The sequence below is a fragment of the Salinigranum halophilum genome (assembly GCF_007004735.1).
In the GTDB taxonomy this organism is placed as follows: domain Archaea; phylum Halobacteriota; class Halobacteria; order Halobacteriales; family Haloferacaceae; genus Salinigranum; species Salinigranum halophilum.
Genome location: NZ_SSNL01000005.1, coordinates 284328 through 299271, shown reverse-complemented (window position 1 = coordinate 299271; position 14944 = coordinate 284328). Strand labels below are relative to the sequence as shown.

Genomic DNA, 14944 nt, shown 5'->3' with positions numbered 1-14944 from the left:
AGTCAGCACAGGGCGTTGACCACGCTCCCGCCGAGTCCGACCCCGACGAGCGCGGTGACGAGCATCCAGAGCGCGTAGCCGACTGCGACCAGTCGCTCGCCCGTCCGTGCACGCTCGACGACGCCGACGGCGAACGACGAGAAGGTGGTGAACGCGCCGCAGAACCCGGTGCCGAAGACGAGCAGGAGCGCACCGTCGACGGGGGCCGTGACGAGCGCGCCGAGCGCGACGCTCCCGAGGACGTTCACGACGAACACCCCTCGAGGGCCGCCGAGGACGGTGTCGACGCCGAAGCGCGCCAGTGCGCCGAGCGTCCCACCGAGGCCGACCAGGAGCGCCGTCGAGAGCGACGGGTCCGGCGTCATCGCCGACTCCCCCAGGCGATGCCGAGGAAGGCCGCGGCGATACCGAGCACGTAGTTCGCGCCGACGTTCAGGAGGCCCATCGTCGGGACGAGTGCGGCCGTCTCGACGGCGAACGTGCTGTAGGTGGTGAACGAGGAGAGCAGCCCCGTCCCAACGAGGACCCGCGTCCGATGGCTGGGGGCGACGGCGACGAGCGCACCGAGTGCGACGCTCCCGAGGACGTTCACCACGAGCGTCCCCGGCGCACCCGGGACGAGGACGCCGACCCCCCAGCGGAGGACCGCTCCGACGAACCCGCCGACGCCCACGTACAGCGGGTCGATTGGTCTCATACCTCCCCGGACCGGTCGCCGTCACTCGGCGTTTTCGGTTCGCGCCCCCGCGTCGGTCTCGGCGCTCACAGCGAACTCGCTCGCGGGCTCGCTCCCCGGTGTTCCGTCTCGCGCTCGCGGACGCGGACGACGTGGACCGACTCCGTGCAGTCGTCGACGACGAGCGCCTCTCCCCGTTCCGTCGGCAGGCGCTCTCGGAGGGTCCCGTCGACGTAGGTCGATTCGCACGCTCGAAGCGCCGACACGTCCGACTCCGCGGTGAGGCGGTGGGCGACGAGGAGGTCGGCCTGCGAAGGGGCGACCGGAGGAAGCGCCCCGGGTCGTTGGGTCGCACAGACGAGGCTGACGCCGGGCGCGCGCCCCCGGGTGAGGAGGGTTTCGAGTGCCGCCCCGGCCACACCGTCGAACGCGACGTGCGCCTCGTCGACGAACAGCCACGGGAGGCAGTCGAGGTCGTCCGCGACGCGCGCTTCGTACACCGCCCGCGCGACGGCGAACGTCACGGCGTCGCGGGCGCTCGGCGGCAGCCCCGCACAGTCGAGCACCGTCACCCCGTCCGCGACGAGCGCCGCCGCGTCCAGCCCTGTCGGCGAGAACACCTCCCACGTCTGTGCCAGGCCGAGATGGTTCGTCGCCGCTCGCTTCGCCCCGGGCTCCCCGTCCGCCCGTTCGACGTGTTCCCGCATCCCCGAGAGCGTGTCCGCAGCCGCCGCCGCCTGCCAGACGAGTGCTCCGGCGGGCGCAGTCGGGTCGAGACCGACGAGCTCGGGCCACGACTGCGGCGGGATGGCTGACGCGCACACCGCCGGGTCCGAGACGACGCGCCCCCACGCGCCGAGTCCACGGAGAGCGCCAAGCGGGTCGATGACGACCGGCGCGACACCCGGTGTTCGCGCACACTCCTCTGCGAGTACCCCGAGCGTGTACGACTTGCCGTAGCCCCGCTTGCCGACGACGAGGACCGCGTGCGGGCGGTCGAGGTCGACGGCGACGTCCGCACCGTGGCTCCCGTCGCGCGCCCGGTACCGCCCGAGCGCACCGACCGGTCCGTTCGCCGCCTCGACTCGAATGTCGGACCGTCCGAGTACGTGTGTGGGCATCGTCCCGGGGTGGGCTCGTCCACGTATCTAAACGTTCGGACGAGGCTTCAAATACGAACAGGCAGCCACCGAGCGGTATGGTACACCCACCACGCAACGGACGCGACGTGTTCGACGTGTTCGGATGCGCGCTCGGGCTGTCGCGCTTCCGGCGGGACGAGCGGGCCATCGAGGGACTGCCCGTCCGACTCGTCGTCGCACTGGTCGTCGGCGTCGCGAGTCTCAGCCTGATGTTGAACATGCTCACCGGTGTCGAGGGACTCGCCGTCGCGGAACTGGACGTCCGCCCGCAGCCAGACGTCATCGGCCCCGGGTCCGAGGCCGTCGACCTCGTCGTCGTCGACCCCGACGGCGACCCGGTCCCGGGCGCGACGGTCGTCGTCACGGGCGGCGGTGCCTCGCTGGACGAGGGAGTCGTGACCGGAGAGACCGACGAGCGCGGCGTCGCGAGCGTGGAAATCACGCCGTCGCTCCTCGCACACCAACAGGACGGAACGGTCGTCGTCGAGGTCAAGCCGCCCGCGGGGAGTCAGTACGTCGACCGCCGCGGCAACACGGAGATACTCGTCGTCCGCGGGGCAGAAGCGTGAGCGGCGCTCACAGGTGTTCGTCCCAGTCGATCCACTCCTGTTCCCAGCCGGTGGGCGCGAAGTAGCCTTGCTTCGCGAACTCGGCGTCCTCGCGGTCGGTCCGGTTGCGCGGTGAACTCCGTTGTTCGCCGTCGACCAGGAGCGGCCGGAACCTGACCGGGCCGAACTCGTCGACCACTGCTCCCTCACTGTCGTCGTTCTCGACGGCGACGAGCGTCTGTTCCCGTCCGCCGCCGCCGAGCGGCATGACGAGTCTCCCCTCGGAGGTGAGCTGGCGGAGCAGTCGCTTCGGCGGGCGCACCGCGCCGGCCTCGACGAGAATCCGGTCGTAGGGGGCGTACTCGGGGAGGCCGCCGGCTCCGTCGCGGCAGTCGACGAGGACGCCGCCGTACCCCGCGCGTTCGAGGTTCCGGCGTGACTCGTACACGACGGGTCGAACGATGTCGACCGCGTGGACCTGCCGGTCGCCGACGAGTTCGGCCAGGAGGGCGGCCGTGTAGCCGACGCCGACGCCCACGACGAGGACCGAGTCGTCCGGGTCGACGGAGAGCGCGGAAACGAGTCGTCCGGCGAGCCCCGGCGCGAGGACGCGCGTCCCCGCGAACTCAGAAGCGCGATTGTCGTACGGGCGGTCCTCGACGAACTCGTGGCGCGGGACCGTCCGCATGGCCTGGGAGACGGCCTCCTCGAGCGGCGCGCGCTGCTCGATGCCGTCGACCATGTCGTCACGCACCACCGCGGTGTCCATACCTTCGTCTCAGCCCCCGACCCTAATCAACGCCACGCTCGCGGCGGGCAACGACCGCCTGCCAGTCCGTCTCCGGGACGTCACGTCGCTCGACGTCGACGAACCCCGCCTCGGCGAGCCACGTCCGGATTTCCGATTCCGTGTACGCGTCCCCGTGCCCGCTAGCGAGCCGTTCGACGGCGACTCGTCGCGCCGCCGGTGAGTCGCCGCGAAGCGGTTCGAGCACGACGACGACTCCGCCCGCGTCGAGCGCGTCGCGTGTCGATTCTAGCAGTGTACGGTTCGTCGCTGGCGGATAGCGCTGGAGGACTGCTGTCAAGAGCGCGAGGTCGGCGTCTTCGACGGGCACACTCGTGACCGAACTGGCAGCGGCCGTCTCGACACCCTGCCCCGCGAGCATCGGTCCGACGTGGTCGAGGACGGCCTCCGATTCGACGAGCGTCACGGCGTGCCCACGTCGGGCGAACTCGGCGGCGGCTACCCCTGACGCGCCGCGGACGTCGACGACCCGCTCTGCGTCAGGTGCCGCGTGAATCGCGGCGGTGACCCCTGCGCGCACCACCGCCTTCGGTGTCGCGGCGTGCGCTCCGAGCCGGTGGCGGAGCGTACGGTCTCCGGGCGGAAGCGGCGATGCCCCCGTGGTGTCGCTCCCGAGTTCGGACAGTGCGTCGAGTCGGTCGAGCGCGTGCGGCGTCGCCCCGATGGAGCGGACGTCACGCGTCGCGAGGAAGCCCAGTGCTCGGTTCGTCACCTCGTACTCGTCTCCCATCCGGTGGAGGTAGCCGTACTCGTCGAGTAGTCGGACCACGCGTGCAGCCGTCTCGCGGTCGAGCCCCGTCTCGTCGGCGACTGCCGAGGCGGTACCGGCTGCGGTCGTCAGCGCGTCGAGAACACCGGTTCGGCGGGCTGTCCACAACAACAGTAACTCCTCGTGGTCGGGACCGGAGCCGTCTCGGGTCGGCATGGACGTAGTCTCGGTGCGAGCGGGTGAAAACGCTCCGCACTGCCGACACGCTCACGAGCCGTCGGCGCTGCCACGCATCGACACGAAGCGGACGCCGCCGTGTGTCGTCCGTTCGACACCTGTCTCCGTCGGGGTCAGCGCCACGAGCGTCTGTCGCCCGGCCCCTTCGGGCGCGACCACGCGGCCACCGACCCGCACCTGGTCGACGACCGACCCGGGGACGACCCGCGGGGCACAGGTCAGATACGCGCGGTCGTACGGCGCGTGTTCGGGCCACCCGTCCCGCCCGTCTCCGTGTCTCACGTACACGTCGTAGCCGAGCCGGTCGAGCCGCGCCCGTGCCTCCCGAGCCAGGTCGGCGTCGTACTCGACGCTGTAGACGTTCCCCGGGCCGACGACCTCGCTCGTCACGGCCGCGTGATAGCCGCAGCCGGTGCCGATTTCGAGGACCCTGTCGCCCCGCCCGAGGCTGAGGTGGTCGGTCATCACCGCCACCATGTGCGGCGCGCTGATGGTCTGTCCGTTCCCGATGGCGAGCGGCCGGTCGGCGTACGCCTCCCGCCGACGTCCTTCGGGAACGAACTCGTGACGCGGGACCGCCCGAAGCGCACGAGCCGTCGACTGGCGCTCGACGTACCCACGGTGGACGAGTCGGTCGACTAGGCGGCCGCGGGCGGCCGCGAGGTCCTCCTCGTCACGGACCATACCTCCCGTTGGGTTTCTACTGTGTTACCATTTGTCGTCGTCCGCAGCGGTCGTGGACGTGCGGTCGCAGACGACGGTGTCGACCCTCGCTCTCGGACCGGTGTCAGTCGTCCGCGGGCGTTCGCGTCGTCATCTCGACCGCGGGCCCGTCGACGCCGAGTTCGTCCATGGCGACCTGCGCGGCGCGCTTTCCCGACAGGAGCATCGCGCCGAACGTCGGTCCCATCCGCGGCAGGCCGTACGTCGTCGCGACTGCCATCCCGGTGGCGACGAGTCCTTCGTGGACGAGGCCGGTGTGTTCGACCACGGCGTCCTCGCTCTCGCCGACCCACATCGAGTCGTGGCCGGGCGAGTCGTGACCCGGTGCGCCGTACGCTCCCGCTTCGGTCTGGTCCATCCCGGTGTTGTGCTCGGCGGCGTGCGACAGTCCAGGGGCGTCGAGGACACCGCGCTCCTGCAGTTTCGAGACGGCGACGGCGTCGTGACCCGTCGCATCGATCACCAGCTTGCTCTCGACCGCGATGGGGTCGACACAGGTGATCTCCCGTGGGAGCGCGTGGACCGGGGTCCAGTTCATCACGATGCCTCCCACCCTGTGGTCTTCGCGGATGACGATGTCGGTGAACTCCGTCATGTTCTGCATCTTCGCGCCCGCGTCACAGGTGGCCTTGACGAGCCCCGAACACGCCTCCGGCCCGTTGGCGACGTACAGCCCCTCGGTGTCCTGGGCGCGTGTGTAGTCCACCTCGAGCGCGTCGAGTACCGACTGTGCGGGGTCGCGGACCGTCACCTTGTTCATGAGGAAGCCGCCGAGCCAGAACCCGCCACCGAGGTAGTTGTTCTTCTCGACGACCATCGTCTTCACGCCGCGCTCGGCCAGTTCCTTCGCCGCCATCAGCCCGGACGGGCCGCCCCCGACGACGATGACGTCGCTGTCGGAGAAGTCCATGAACTCCTCCGTCCACTCCTGGCCGATAGCTCGCGTCACCTGTGCTTCGCCGACGTCGCTGAACGTCCGATCGGTCGAGCTCATTGCTCACCACTAGGTTGTATGATACAGTGGTAAAACGTTTGTGACGGGTGTCGTCAGCCTGCACAGAGACCCCCGGCAGCGTCGCTGACCGCTGGCGGGTGAGCGGCCGCCGCCGGCGAGCGAGCGTCTGGCCGTGCAGTGACTCCGTCGGCGGGAAACAGTCGAGGGAGAACCAGCCTCAGGCGACCCACTCGACGGGGGGTCGACGCCCGGCTTACCAGGCCGACCAGGCGGCCGTCTTCGTGTCGCGTCCGTAGAGTCGTTTGACGTCCTTGGCGAACACCATATCGCCCTCGTGGTCGAACTTGTCGAACCGGTAGTTGTCGGCGTCTGAGTCGGTGCGGACGTGGATCCCGTCGATCTCGAACTCCTCTCCTCCCGCGGATTCGACCTCGCCGACGACGAACTCGTAGTCGCCGGGGACCTGCATCTTCAGGCTGCGCGAGGCGTCCTTCCGGCCGTCGTTCGGGTGGATGGTGACGTTGACTGTCACGTTGTCGACGACGCGGCTCCAGAGCGTCTGGACGTCCTCGACGGTCGCCTCGTCGACACGCTGTTCGGGGCCGACCTCGATGGCCGTGACCCGGACCTGCATCAGCGCCTCGGGTGTGTCGACGATGAACTCCTCACCGACGGCGATGGTGTCCTCGGCGGGCGCGTCGACCGTCGTCGACAGCGAGTCGCCGTCCTGGGAGACGACGACGTCGATGGGTACCTCTCGGGGCTTCTCGATCTTCTCCTTGCGGACGTGTCCACACTCCGTACAGCGGACGGTGGAGTGCCCGTCCGGCTTGATGACCTCGTGGACCGTCTGCTCCTCGGGCGAACAGGACGGACAGGCGAGCGGCACACGCTCGCCGGCGTCGGGAATCGTGCTCATATGCGCTCGTCTACTTCGCCCACGCGTGAAAAGGGCACGTTTTGCCGTTTCTATGGGGGATTGTGGCACGGTCCGGCGCGGTTCGGACCGCCGACCGGGGCGTGACGCCCCTACAGTCCGTAGAGCCGCCACCGGAACGGTCCTGAACGGGTCCTTACTGTCCTGATACCGACGCGTTAGTCGTTCTCTGCTTCGACTCGAAGCATAATCTGTGTGAAACAGTGCGTCGATAGTGGCTATCGTGGCAGTTCCACCTCCTCTCCATCGGCGTACACGGTCGGCGACTTGATGATGCCGTCCAGGTGCAGGGGCGCTTCGGTGTCGCCGCCGATCGAGGCGTCGTCGCCGATGGCGATGTGGACCGTCCCCGCCGCCTTCTCGTCCAGAAGGACCGAGCCGACGAGTTCGGTGACGCCGACGTTCGTCCCGATGCCCAGTTCGGCGAGGTTGTACGCGTCCCGACCGACCGATTCGGCTCCCTCCTCGACCTGTTTGCGGACGGCGTCGTCGGAGATGTGGGTCACGAAGCCGTCTTCGACCTCGAATCTCAGCTCGTCATCGAGGAGCCCGTGCGGTCGCATCGTTCCGTCCACGACGTACGTTCCGGTGGCCGTCTCGGGCGCGACGAACACCTCACCGGCAGGTAAGTTCGAGAACGCTCCCGGTTCGTGGACCAGCCCCGTGTCGGAGTGCCACTCGCGGCTCCCCGGTTCGAAGGTGATGTCGGTTCCCGCGTCGGTCGTCACCCGGACTTCCTCCGCGCCCGCGACCTGCTCGTACACCGCGTCGCAGTGGTCGGAGATGGTCTGGTAGTCCGCGTCTAACCCCGCGACCATCACCGCCTCGGTGATGCCGGGCATCGTCGCGCCGCGCGCCCCGTTCTCGCAGGCGGCCGACCGGGCGCGGGTGTGGCTGACGCTCTTCGTCGTCGGGGCGACGAACACGTCCGCGTCACGCATCGCCGCGGCGACGGCGGCGGGGGGTTCGGCCCCGTGTTGTGGGCCCGGCGGGTACTGTACGATGACGACGTCGTCGGTCCGCTCGCGCCCGGCCTCGTAGAGGTACTCGCCGATGCGTCGGCGCTTGTCGTCCGTGACCACCACGAACGCCTCGCCGTCGGCGACGGCGAGACACTGTGTCACCGCCGTCTCGGCGGCCTCCGAGAGCTGTGTGTCGGATACGTCCATACCGCCGGGAAGGTGGTTGACTCGGTTAGGTCTTCTCCCTCGTCCGGTTCGCCGTTCTGTCCACCCGACGCTGGCTAAATCTCTCTTTTGAGGGCCTGAAATCATCGGAGGCGTTACTCGCGTAGGAATTAATTTCTCCCCGTTATTGTCCGAAATAACTAATTACCTGTCCCGTGGATGAGCGAGTATGTTGAAGGTCGGAATAAACGGATACGGGACCATCGGGAAGCGCGTGGCCGACGCCGTCGCCGCGCAGCCGGACATGACCGTCGTCGGCGTCGCCAAGACGCAGCCGAACTACGAGGCCCACGCGGCCGTCCAGCGCGGCTATCCGCTGTACGCGGCGATTCCCGAGCGGACCCCGTTGTTCTCCGAGGCCGGCCTCGACCTCGCCGGCGCGGTCGACGAACTCGTCGCCGAGGCGGACATCGTCGTCGACGCCACGCCCTCCGGTATCGGCGCCGAGAACCGCGCGCTCTACGAGGCCCACGACACGCCCGCGCTGTTTCAGGGCGGCGAGTCGGCCGACGTCGCCGACGTGAGTTTCAACGCCCGCTCGAACTTCGACGACGCCACGGACGCCGACTACGTCCGCGTCGTCTCGTGTAACACCACCGGGCTCTCTCGCGTCATCGCTCCCCTTCAGGAGGAGTACGGTATCGAGAAGGTCCGCTGTACCCTGGTCCGCAGAGGTGGCGACCCCGGCCAGAACACGCGCGGCCCCATCAACGACATCCTTCCCAATCCCATCTCAGTCCCCTCCCACCACGGCCCCGACGTCCAGACCATCTTCGCCGACCTCGACATCGACACGATGGGCATGAAGGTGCCCGCGACGCTGATGCACGTCCACGCGCTGAACGTCACGCTCGACGAGCGCGTCACCGCCGCCCACGTCCAGGCCCTCCTCGAAGGGGAGAACCGCCTCTACGTCATCCCCGAGGGGATGGGCATCGACGGCGTCGGCAAACTCAAGAACTTCGCGCTCGACGCCGGCCGTCCCCGCGGCGACCTCTGGGAGAACTGCATCTGGGGCGAGTCCATCGGTGTGCGGGGAAGAGACCTCTACCTGTTCCAGGCCATCCACCAGGAGTCCGACGTCGTCCCCGAGAACGTCGACGCCATCCGCGCCGTGATGGGTCTCGAACCGCAAGACGAGTCGATGCGGCTCACCGACGACCGTCTGGGCGTCGGTATCAGCGGTGACCCGGCGGGGTTTAGCCAACAGCACGTGCCCGCCGACGACTGAAAACGGCCCGGAGAGCCGTCACTGCGACCTCCGTCTCTCACTCACGCCGTCGCCGTCCGTTTCTCGCCGCTCCGACGGTACGCCGCCGCTTGCGCCCGAGACCGAACCTGGGGCGTCATCACCGACGCGTCGCGTCCGACTCGACCGCTTACGTGTGCTTCAGCAGTTCGACCGCGACGAGCGGTTCGCCCGTCAGCGCGCGGATGTACGCCCCGCCGGCGATGGAGACGTGTGAGAAGTCGTCCTCCGAGAGCCCGTACATCTCGATGGCGCGGGAGGTGTCGCCGCCGCCGACGACGGAGAAGCAGTCCGTCTCGGCGATGGCTTCGAGTACTCCGACGGTGCCGGTCGCGAAGCGCTCGTCCTCGAACAGCCCCAGCGCGCCCTTGACGAAGACGGCCTCGGAGTCTCTGATGAGCGGGTCGTACTCGGCGACGGTGTCGGAGCCGACGTCGAGGAAGGCGCGGTCCTTCTCGGTGATGCTCGCGACGGGACTCTCCGCGCGCTCACCGTTCTCGTCCTCGTAGGCGAGGTCGACGGCGAGTTCGATCTGGTCGCCGCGCTCGTCGAGGAGTTCCTCGATGGTCTCGTGGTTCGTCTCCCACTGGTCGTCGAAGAGGTCCATCCCCTCGATGTCCTCTCCCACGGGGTTCCCCGCCGCGCGGAGGAACAGTTCGCCGGCGATGCCACCCAGACAGAAGGTGTCGACCTTGTCGCCGATGGCGTTCATCACCGAGATGACGTCCGTCGCCTTGGTGCCGCCGACGACCATCGTCACGTCGCCGTCGAACTCCTTCGTCGCGATGGCGGAGTTGGCCTCGTACTCCGAGACCATCACCCGGCCGGCGAACGCCGGGAGGACCAGGGGAAAGCCGACGAGAGAGGCGTGCGCGCGGTGCGAGGCGGAGTACGCGTCGTTGACGTACGCGTCGAACTCCGGGGCGAGCGTCTGGACGAACTCGCTCTTCGAGTGGGCTTCGGGCTCCTTCTCGGGCAGTTCGTCGTCGGTCATCCGGGTGTTCTCGAGGAGGAGCACGTCGCCCGCCTCGAGGTCACGAATGGCCGCTATCGCCCGGTCACCGAACGTCGAGTCGACGAAGTCCACGTCGACGCCGGCGTGCTCGGCGAGGATGTCCGCGTGTTGTTCGAGCGAGACGAAGTCGTCACCACCCGGGCGTCCCTGGTGGGCCACGAGCGCGACGCGGTGGCCGGCTTCGGAGAGGTCGCGCACCGTCTCGGCGTGTCTGTCGAAGCGGCGGTTGTCCTGGACGACGCCGTCTTCGACGGGGGAGTTCAGGTCGAGGCGGACGAGGACGCGCTGGTCGGGGTCGAGGTCGTCGAGTGTGTCGAACATGTATCCGAACCGTCGCGTGACGGGCACTTAGTCGTGTGCGGATTCGGTCGGGGTGGTCGCCGTGTTCGGGCGGGCGGCGGCGCTCTCGGGTCGGGGTGAAAGTGTGGTTCGGGAGTCGGTCCCGGCGGCGGCGCTCGGTCTCGTCTCAGTTGTCGGTGAGGAACGCGGCGACGTCGAGCATCCGGTTCGAGAACCCGTACTCGTTGTCGTACCACGTGAGGATCTTCGCCTGCGTGCCGCCGGCGACGACGTTCGTCGAGTCGAGGTCGACGTACGACGAGTGGGGGTTTCCGAGGATGTCGCGGGAGACGATCTGGTCGTCGGTGACGCCGAGGACACCCGCCATCTCGCCGGCTGCGTAGTCCATGAACGCGTCGTTGATCTCCTCGGCGCTCGGCTCGTCTTCGAGGTTGACGACGAGTTCGGTGAGCGAGCCGTTCACCGTCGGGACGCGGATGGCCATCCCGTCGAGCTTCCCGTCGAGCTGGGGCAGGATTTCGGTGGTCGCCTGTGCGGCGCCCGTGCTCGTGGGAACCATGTTCTCGGCGGCGGCACGGCCGCGGCGGCGCTTGGCCTGCGGCGCGTCGATGATGCTCTGGCTCCCGGTGTACGAGTGAACCGTCGTGAGCTGACCGGCGATGATGCCGAACTCCTCGTCGAGCACCTTCGCGACCGGCGTCACGGAGTTCGTCGTACACGAGGCGTTGGAGACGACGTCCTCGCCGTCGTACTCGTCGTGGTTGACGCCGTAGACGATCTGCTTGACGGGCTCGTCGCCTTTCGGCGGGGCCGAGATGACGACCTTGTCCGCGCCGGCTTCGAGGTGTGCCGAGGCGTCCTCGTACGTGCGGAAGATGCCCGTACACTCGAGGGCCACGTCGACGTCGAGGTCGTCCCACGGCAGTTCGGCGGGCGACTGCACGTTGTACAGGTCGACCGAGGTCCCCCCGATGGTGAGCTGGTCCTCGTCGAGTTCGACGCCGTCGAGCCGCGGCATGACGGAGTCGTACTTGGCGAGGTACGCCATGTCGTCGAACGACATGACGTCGTTGATGCCGACCAGGTCGATTCGCGGGTTCTCCTGTACCGCTCGGAAGATGTTGCGACCGATGCGCCCGAAGCCGTTGAGTCCCACCCTGACGACCTCCTCCGCGGGGACGTCGTCACCGGCACTCAGGTACGATTTTTCACTCATAAGCGAGTTAGTTACGGGTACATATCCTCAACCACGGACTAAATCTGTTTCGGAACTGTGCACTCGCGACACCGACGGGCTCAGCGGGGCGGCTTCGTTCGTGTCCGTCGCGTCCATCGCCCGCCCCCGATTCTCGCAGATGATTCGGATTACAGAAGGCTTTTGGTACGAAAACCCATACCCCTGTCTATGCGAAGAGACGACCGTGACGATCCGTTCGACTCCATCTTCGGTGAGATCGAACGGATGATGAGCGAAATGACTGGCGGCGATACCACCGGGTTCGCCTCCGAGACCCACGTCGACGTCTTCGACGAGGGTGACACCGTTCGCCTCGTCGCGGACCTTCCGGGCGTGGAGAAGGAGGCGATCGACCTCAAATGCGACGGTGAGACACTCACCGTCTCGGCCGCGTCGGACCGACGCGAGTACGACGAGCGCATCCGACTCCCGGCGCGCGTCGACGAGCACTCCGCCTCCGCGTCGTTCAACAACGGCGTCCTCCAGGTGACCTTCGACAAGGTCGAAGACTCCGCCGCCATCGACGTCGAGTAGGCCCTCCTCGTTCTCTCACTCGCTCGCCCGTCGCTCGACGAGCCTCGCGAGCGCGTCGTAGAACCCGTCGTCGTACTTGTCGGCGTGGTCGATGGTCGGTCGCGCGTTCGTCTCGTTGACGACGACCCGCGATTCCGAGACGAGGACGTCCACGCCCAGGTAGTCGATACCGAGCGCCGCGGCCGTCTCCTCGGCGAGGTCGCGAACCCGCGGCGGGAGGGCGACGGACTCGGCTTCGGCCCCACGGTGGACGTTGTGCTTCCAGCGCCCACGCTCGCGTGCGGCCTCGGGGAGGCGGCGCTCGACCCCGCCGTAACAGTCGCCGTCGACGACCATCGCGCGGTAATCGCGCGCACCAGGGAGGAACTCCTGGACGAGATACGACTTGTCGCCCGTCGCGCGGTAGTCGTGGACCAGGTCGAGGTAGTCGACGACGCCGAGGAGCGAGTCCTCGTCTTCGACCCGGGTGACGCCGACACCGCGCGTCGTGGAGTTTGGCTTCACGACGAGCGGGTACGACAGGCCCGAGACCGCGTCGAGCAGGTCGGCCTCCGAGACGGGGTTCGACAGCATGGTCGTCTCCGGCACCGGTAGTCCCGAGTCTGCGAGCGCAGCGATTACGCCGCCCTTGTTCCGTGAGGTCAAGACCGCGTCGCGGTCGTTCACCCACGGGACGCCGAGCAGCGCGTCGAGCGCGCCGCCCTCCATCGGCCGGGAGGGGAAGACGAACCCGACGTCGACGGCTGGCAGGTCGCTCGAGTCGGTGAGACGAAGCGCGCGCCCTTTCGACCGGAGCGCGACGGTCTCGATATCGCGGTCACAGAGCGGGTCGCGCATCCGTTCGAACGTCTCCGCCTGCGTGGTGACTGCCAACCGGAGCATACACGCTCGGTGGAACGACGGGAGAAAAACGGTTCGCGTTCTCGGCGTTCGCCGGCGGTCAGTGCACGGCCCCTGGCCGGCCCGTCGGCGCTTACGCGACGAGGAGTTCTTCGCCCTTCTCGACGACGATGCGGCACGGCGGCGACATCTTGTTGTACGAGCGGCGGAGCGCGTCCTTCGCGATGTCGGCGTGCTCGGGCTGGCAGTAGATACTGAAGACGACCTCGCCGTTCATGATGCGGGCAGCCGTCCCGACGGGTTTGCCGAACGACTGGCGCATCCCGTCGGAGACACGGTCGGCACCCGCACCCGTCGCCTGCTTGTTCTCGCGGATGACGTGGTGGGGGTGCTTGTGGAGGATCATCTTGTAGTTCTCCTGTCCGACGTGCTTCAGCATGCGGCGGTTCGCTGACAGGCGCGCCGACTCGAGCGAGCCGTGGCGAATCTGACACTCCTCCTCGACGCGGAGGCTGATGTGGACCGGGTAGTCGTCGGGGCCGGTCTGGAGGTTGCCCATGTTGAACTGTGCGATCTTCGAGCCGGGAACGCCCGTGATGTACTCCCGTCGGGTGTACGCGGACGTATCGATCTCCCGGTACATGGAGGCCGGTTTATCTGCCATGGTTACTTGCGTTGGCGAACGTCCACGCGGGCTAAAAGGGCTTCGAAGCGCCCTCGCGCCGTGGGTTGGTTTCCCGGTCTCACACCCGTGTTCGGCCGGACTGTCGCTCCCCCACACGGGAGGCGACACCGTCGCGCTCGCCGTGTGACGGCTCGCGTCCAGCGGGTCCGACGGCTCAGAAGTACAGCACTTCGAACTCGTGGTCACATACGCGACACGCGAGGTCGCGTCCCTGGAGCTGTTCTCCGCCCCCGTCCGGGAGGACCGCATCGAGGTCGGTCCGGACGGTCGTCTCACAGCACGGACACGAGACTTCGACTGGTCGCCATGCCATGAGAGACAGTCACGACAGCTGATGTGTTAAGTATGAACCGATTAAGACGTGTTAACGGCTCCCAAAATCAGGATATCGTGAACGTACGCGCCCGGCCCCGTGCTCGTCGAGCGTGCGGTCGTGTGTCGCGCGCCCCGTCTCGAACATCGGCCCTGTCTCGAACATCGAAGCGCTCTCGTCACCTGCGCTCTCTTCTCGCAGTGATGCTCCTGGTCTGCGACACCGAGGTCGACCCCGACGCCTACGGGTATCTCCCGCGGGCGCTCCGCGAACTGCTCCCGGCACACGAGCACCATCACTACCCCTCTCGGGGCGAGAGCCCGTCGCTCGACGGCGTCGACGCCGTCGTCATCACCGGGAGCACGGCGGGCGTGTACGAGGCCGACGACAGGCCGTGGATTCACGACGCGACGGACCTGGTCCGTCGGCTCGTCGACGCGGAGATTCCGACCCTCGGTGTCTGCTTCGGCCACCAGCTGGTGAACGACGCGCTCGGCGGTCGCGTCGAACATCGGGGACTCACCGCCCGCCTCGTCGACGCCGACCTCGCGGACGACCCGCTATTCGACGCGGTGAACCCGACGTTCCCGATGGTCCACGGCGACCACGTCACCGACCTGGGCGACGGCATGGAGTCCATCGCCAGCGCCGACTACTACCCGCACCTGGCCTCGCGGCACATCGACGCGCCCGTCTGGACCACGCAGTACCACCCGGAGTTCACCGCCGACGTGCTCTCTCGAGTCGAACGCGACTTCGGGTGGGTGGGCTCGCGGGACTTCAGCGACGTCACGGCCGCCCGCACCGTGGCGAACTTCCGTCGCTTGGCGGGCCTCGACTGACCCCCCG

18 protein-coding genes are annotated in these 14944 nt (G+C 68.1%); 4 read left to right on the top strand and 14 right to left on the bottom strand.

Translation table 11 applies throughout. The annotated features are described in order from the left end of the window. Nucleotides 1-2: 2 nt before the first annotated feature. The 3 genes from E6N53_RS13680 to E6N53_RS13670 form a co-directional block, all read right to left on the bottom strand. Nucleotides 3-365 carry a fluoride efflux transporter FluC gene (locus E6N53_RS13680; protein WP_142860103.1) on the bottom strand — a complete coding sequence of 121 codons (363 nt, stop codon included), beginning with the start codon at nt 363-365 and terminating at the stop codon, nt 3-5. After that, complete coding sequence (locus E6N53_RS13675) at nt 362-697, bottom strand: fluoride efflux transporter FluC (protein ID WP_136603084.1); 336 nt, start codon at nt 695-697, stop codon at nt 362-364. The genes E6N53_RS13680 and E6N53_RS13675 overlap by 4 nt, the downstream gene beginning before the upstream one ends. Before the next feature lie 65 nt (nt 698-762). Continuing rightward, nucleotides 763-1797, bottom strand: coding sequence for an ATP-binding protein (locus E6N53_RS13670; protein ID WP_142860101.1), 1035 nt, complete (start codon nt 1795-1797; stop codon nt 763-765). Nucleotides 1798-1874: 77 nt separating this feature from the next. On the opposite strand from E6N53_RS13670, the gene E6N53_RS13665 reads away from it, so the two are divergent. Beyond that, complete coding sequence (locus E6N53_RS13665) at nt 1875-2387, top strand: DUF7382 domain-containing protein (protein ID WP_236639850.1); 513 nt, start codon at nt 1875-1877, stop codon at nt 2385-2387. A gap of 7 nt (nt 2388-2394) precedes the next feature. On the opposite strand, the gene E6N53_RS13660 is transcribed toward E6N53_RS13665, so the two are convergent. The 6 genes from E6N53_RS13660 to E6N53_RS13635 form a co-directional block, all read right to left on the bottom strand. After that, on the bottom strand, nt 2395-3135 hold the full coding sequence (locus E6N53_RS13660) for a protein-L-isoaspartate O-methyltransferase family protein (RefSeq protein WP_142860099.1): 741 nt from the start codon (nt 3133-3135) through the stop codon (nt 2395-2397). Nucleotides 3136-3157: 22 nt separating this feature from the next. Then, nucleotides 3158-4099 carry a methyltransferase domain-containing protein gene (locus E6N53_RS13655; protein ID WP_142860097.1) on the bottom strand — a complete coding sequence of 314 codons (942 nt, stop codon included), beginning with the start codon at nt 4097-4099 and terminating at the stop codon, nt 3158-3160. Between the two features lie 51 nt (nt 4100-4150). Then, complete coding sequence (locus tag E6N53_RS13650) at nt 4151-4804, bottom strand: protein-L-isoaspartate(D-aspartate) O-methyltransferase (RefSeq protein ID WP_142860095.1); 654 nt, start codon at nt 4802-4804, stop codon at nt 4151-4153. A gap of 103 nt (nt 4805-4907) precedes the next feature. Next, nucleotides 4908-5837, bottom strand: a complete 930-nt coding sequence (locus E6N53_RS13645; protein ID WP_136590652.1) for a sulfide-dependent adenosine diphosphate thiazole synthase — start codon at nt 5835-5837, stop codon at nt 4908-4910. 214 nt (nt 5838-6051) lie between these two features. Further along, entirely contained in the window at nt 6052-6717 is a 666-nt protein-coding gene (locus E6N53_RS13640) for an HVO_0476 family zinc finger protein (protein WP_136590651.1), read from the bottom strand. A gap of 236 nt (nt 6718-6953) precedes the next feature. Beyond that, nucleotides 6954-7904 (bottom strand): aminopeptidase, encoded by a 951-nt coding sequence (locus E6N53_RS13635; RefSeq protein WP_142860092.1) that lies wholly within the window; start codon nt 7902-7904, stop codon nt 6954-6956. A gap of 187 nt (nt 7905-8091) precedes the next feature. Here E6N53_RS13635 and E6N53_RS13630 point away from each other — a divergent pair, with 187 nt between their 5' ends. After that, nucleotides 8092-9153 carry a type II glyceraldehyde-3-phosphate dehydrogenase gene (locus tag E6N53_RS13630; protein ID WP_136590649.1) on the top strand — a complete coding sequence of 354 codons (1062 nt, stop codon included), beginning with the start codon at nt 8092-8094 and terminating at the stop codon, nt 9151-9153. A 148-nt stretch (nt 9154-9301) separates the two neighbouring features. Here the strand turns inward: E6N53_RS13630 and E6N53_RS13625 are convergent, their stop codons facing one another. Together E6N53_RS13625 and gap are read right to left on the bottom strand one after the other, a co-directional pair. Then, nucleotides 9302-10507, bottom strand: a complete 1206-nt coding sequence (locus tag E6N53_RS13625) for a phosphoglycerate kinase (protein ID WP_142860090.1) — start codon at nt 10505-10507, stop codon at nt 9302-9304. A gap of 145 nt (nt 10508-10652) precedes the next feature. Further along, nucleotides 10653-11702, bottom strand: coding sequence for a type I glyceraldehyde-3-phosphate dehydrogenase (gap, locus tag E6N53_RS13620; protein WP_136590647.1), 1050 nt, complete (start codon nt 11700-11702; stop codon nt 10653-10655). 189 nt (nt 11703-11891) lie between these two features. On the opposite strand from gap, the gene E6N53_RS13615 reads away from it, so the two are divergent. After that, nucleotides 11892-12257 (top strand): Hsp20/alpha crystallin family protein, encoded by a 366-nt coding sequence (locus E6N53_RS13615; protein ID WP_136590646.1) that lies wholly within the window; start codon nt 11892-11894, stop codon nt 12255-12257. Between the two features lie 15 nt (nt 12258-12272). Here the strand turns inward: E6N53_RS13615 and E6N53_RS13610 are convergent, their stop codons facing one another. The 3 genes from E6N53_RS13610 to E6N53_RS21080 all read right to left on the bottom strand — a co-directional run bounded on the left by E6N53_RS13610 (nt 12273) and on the right by E6N53_RS21080 (nt 14095). Beyond that, nucleotides 12273-13139 (bottom strand): ATP-grasp domain-containing protein, encoded by an 867-nt coding sequence (locus E6N53_RS13610; RefSeq protein WP_136590645.1) that lies wholly within the window; start codon nt 13137-13139, stop codon nt 12273-12275. 91 nt (nt 13140-13230) lie between these two features. After that, nucleotides 13231-13761, bottom strand: coding sequence for a 50S ribosomal protein L16 (locus tag E6N53_RS13605; RefSeq protein ID WP_136590644.1), 531 nt, complete (start codon nt 13759-13761; stop codon nt 13231-13233). Between the two features lie 175 nt (nt 13762-13936). Beyond that, a complete protein-coding gene (locus E6N53_RS21080; RefSeq protein ID WP_201740194.1) occupies nt 13937-14095 on the bottom strand; it encodes a hypothetical protein in 159 nt (52 codons plus the stop codon). Nucleotides 14096-14298: 203 nt separating this feature from the next. Here E6N53_RS21080 and E6N53_RS13600 point away from each other — a divergent pair, with 203 nt between their 5' ends. After that, nucleotides 14299-14937, top strand: coding sequence for a type 1 glutamine amidotransferase (locus tag E6N53_RS13600; protein ID WP_142860087.1), 639 nt, complete (start codon nt 14299-14301; stop codon nt 14935-14937). Nucleotides 14938-14944 lie beyond the last annotated feature (7 nt).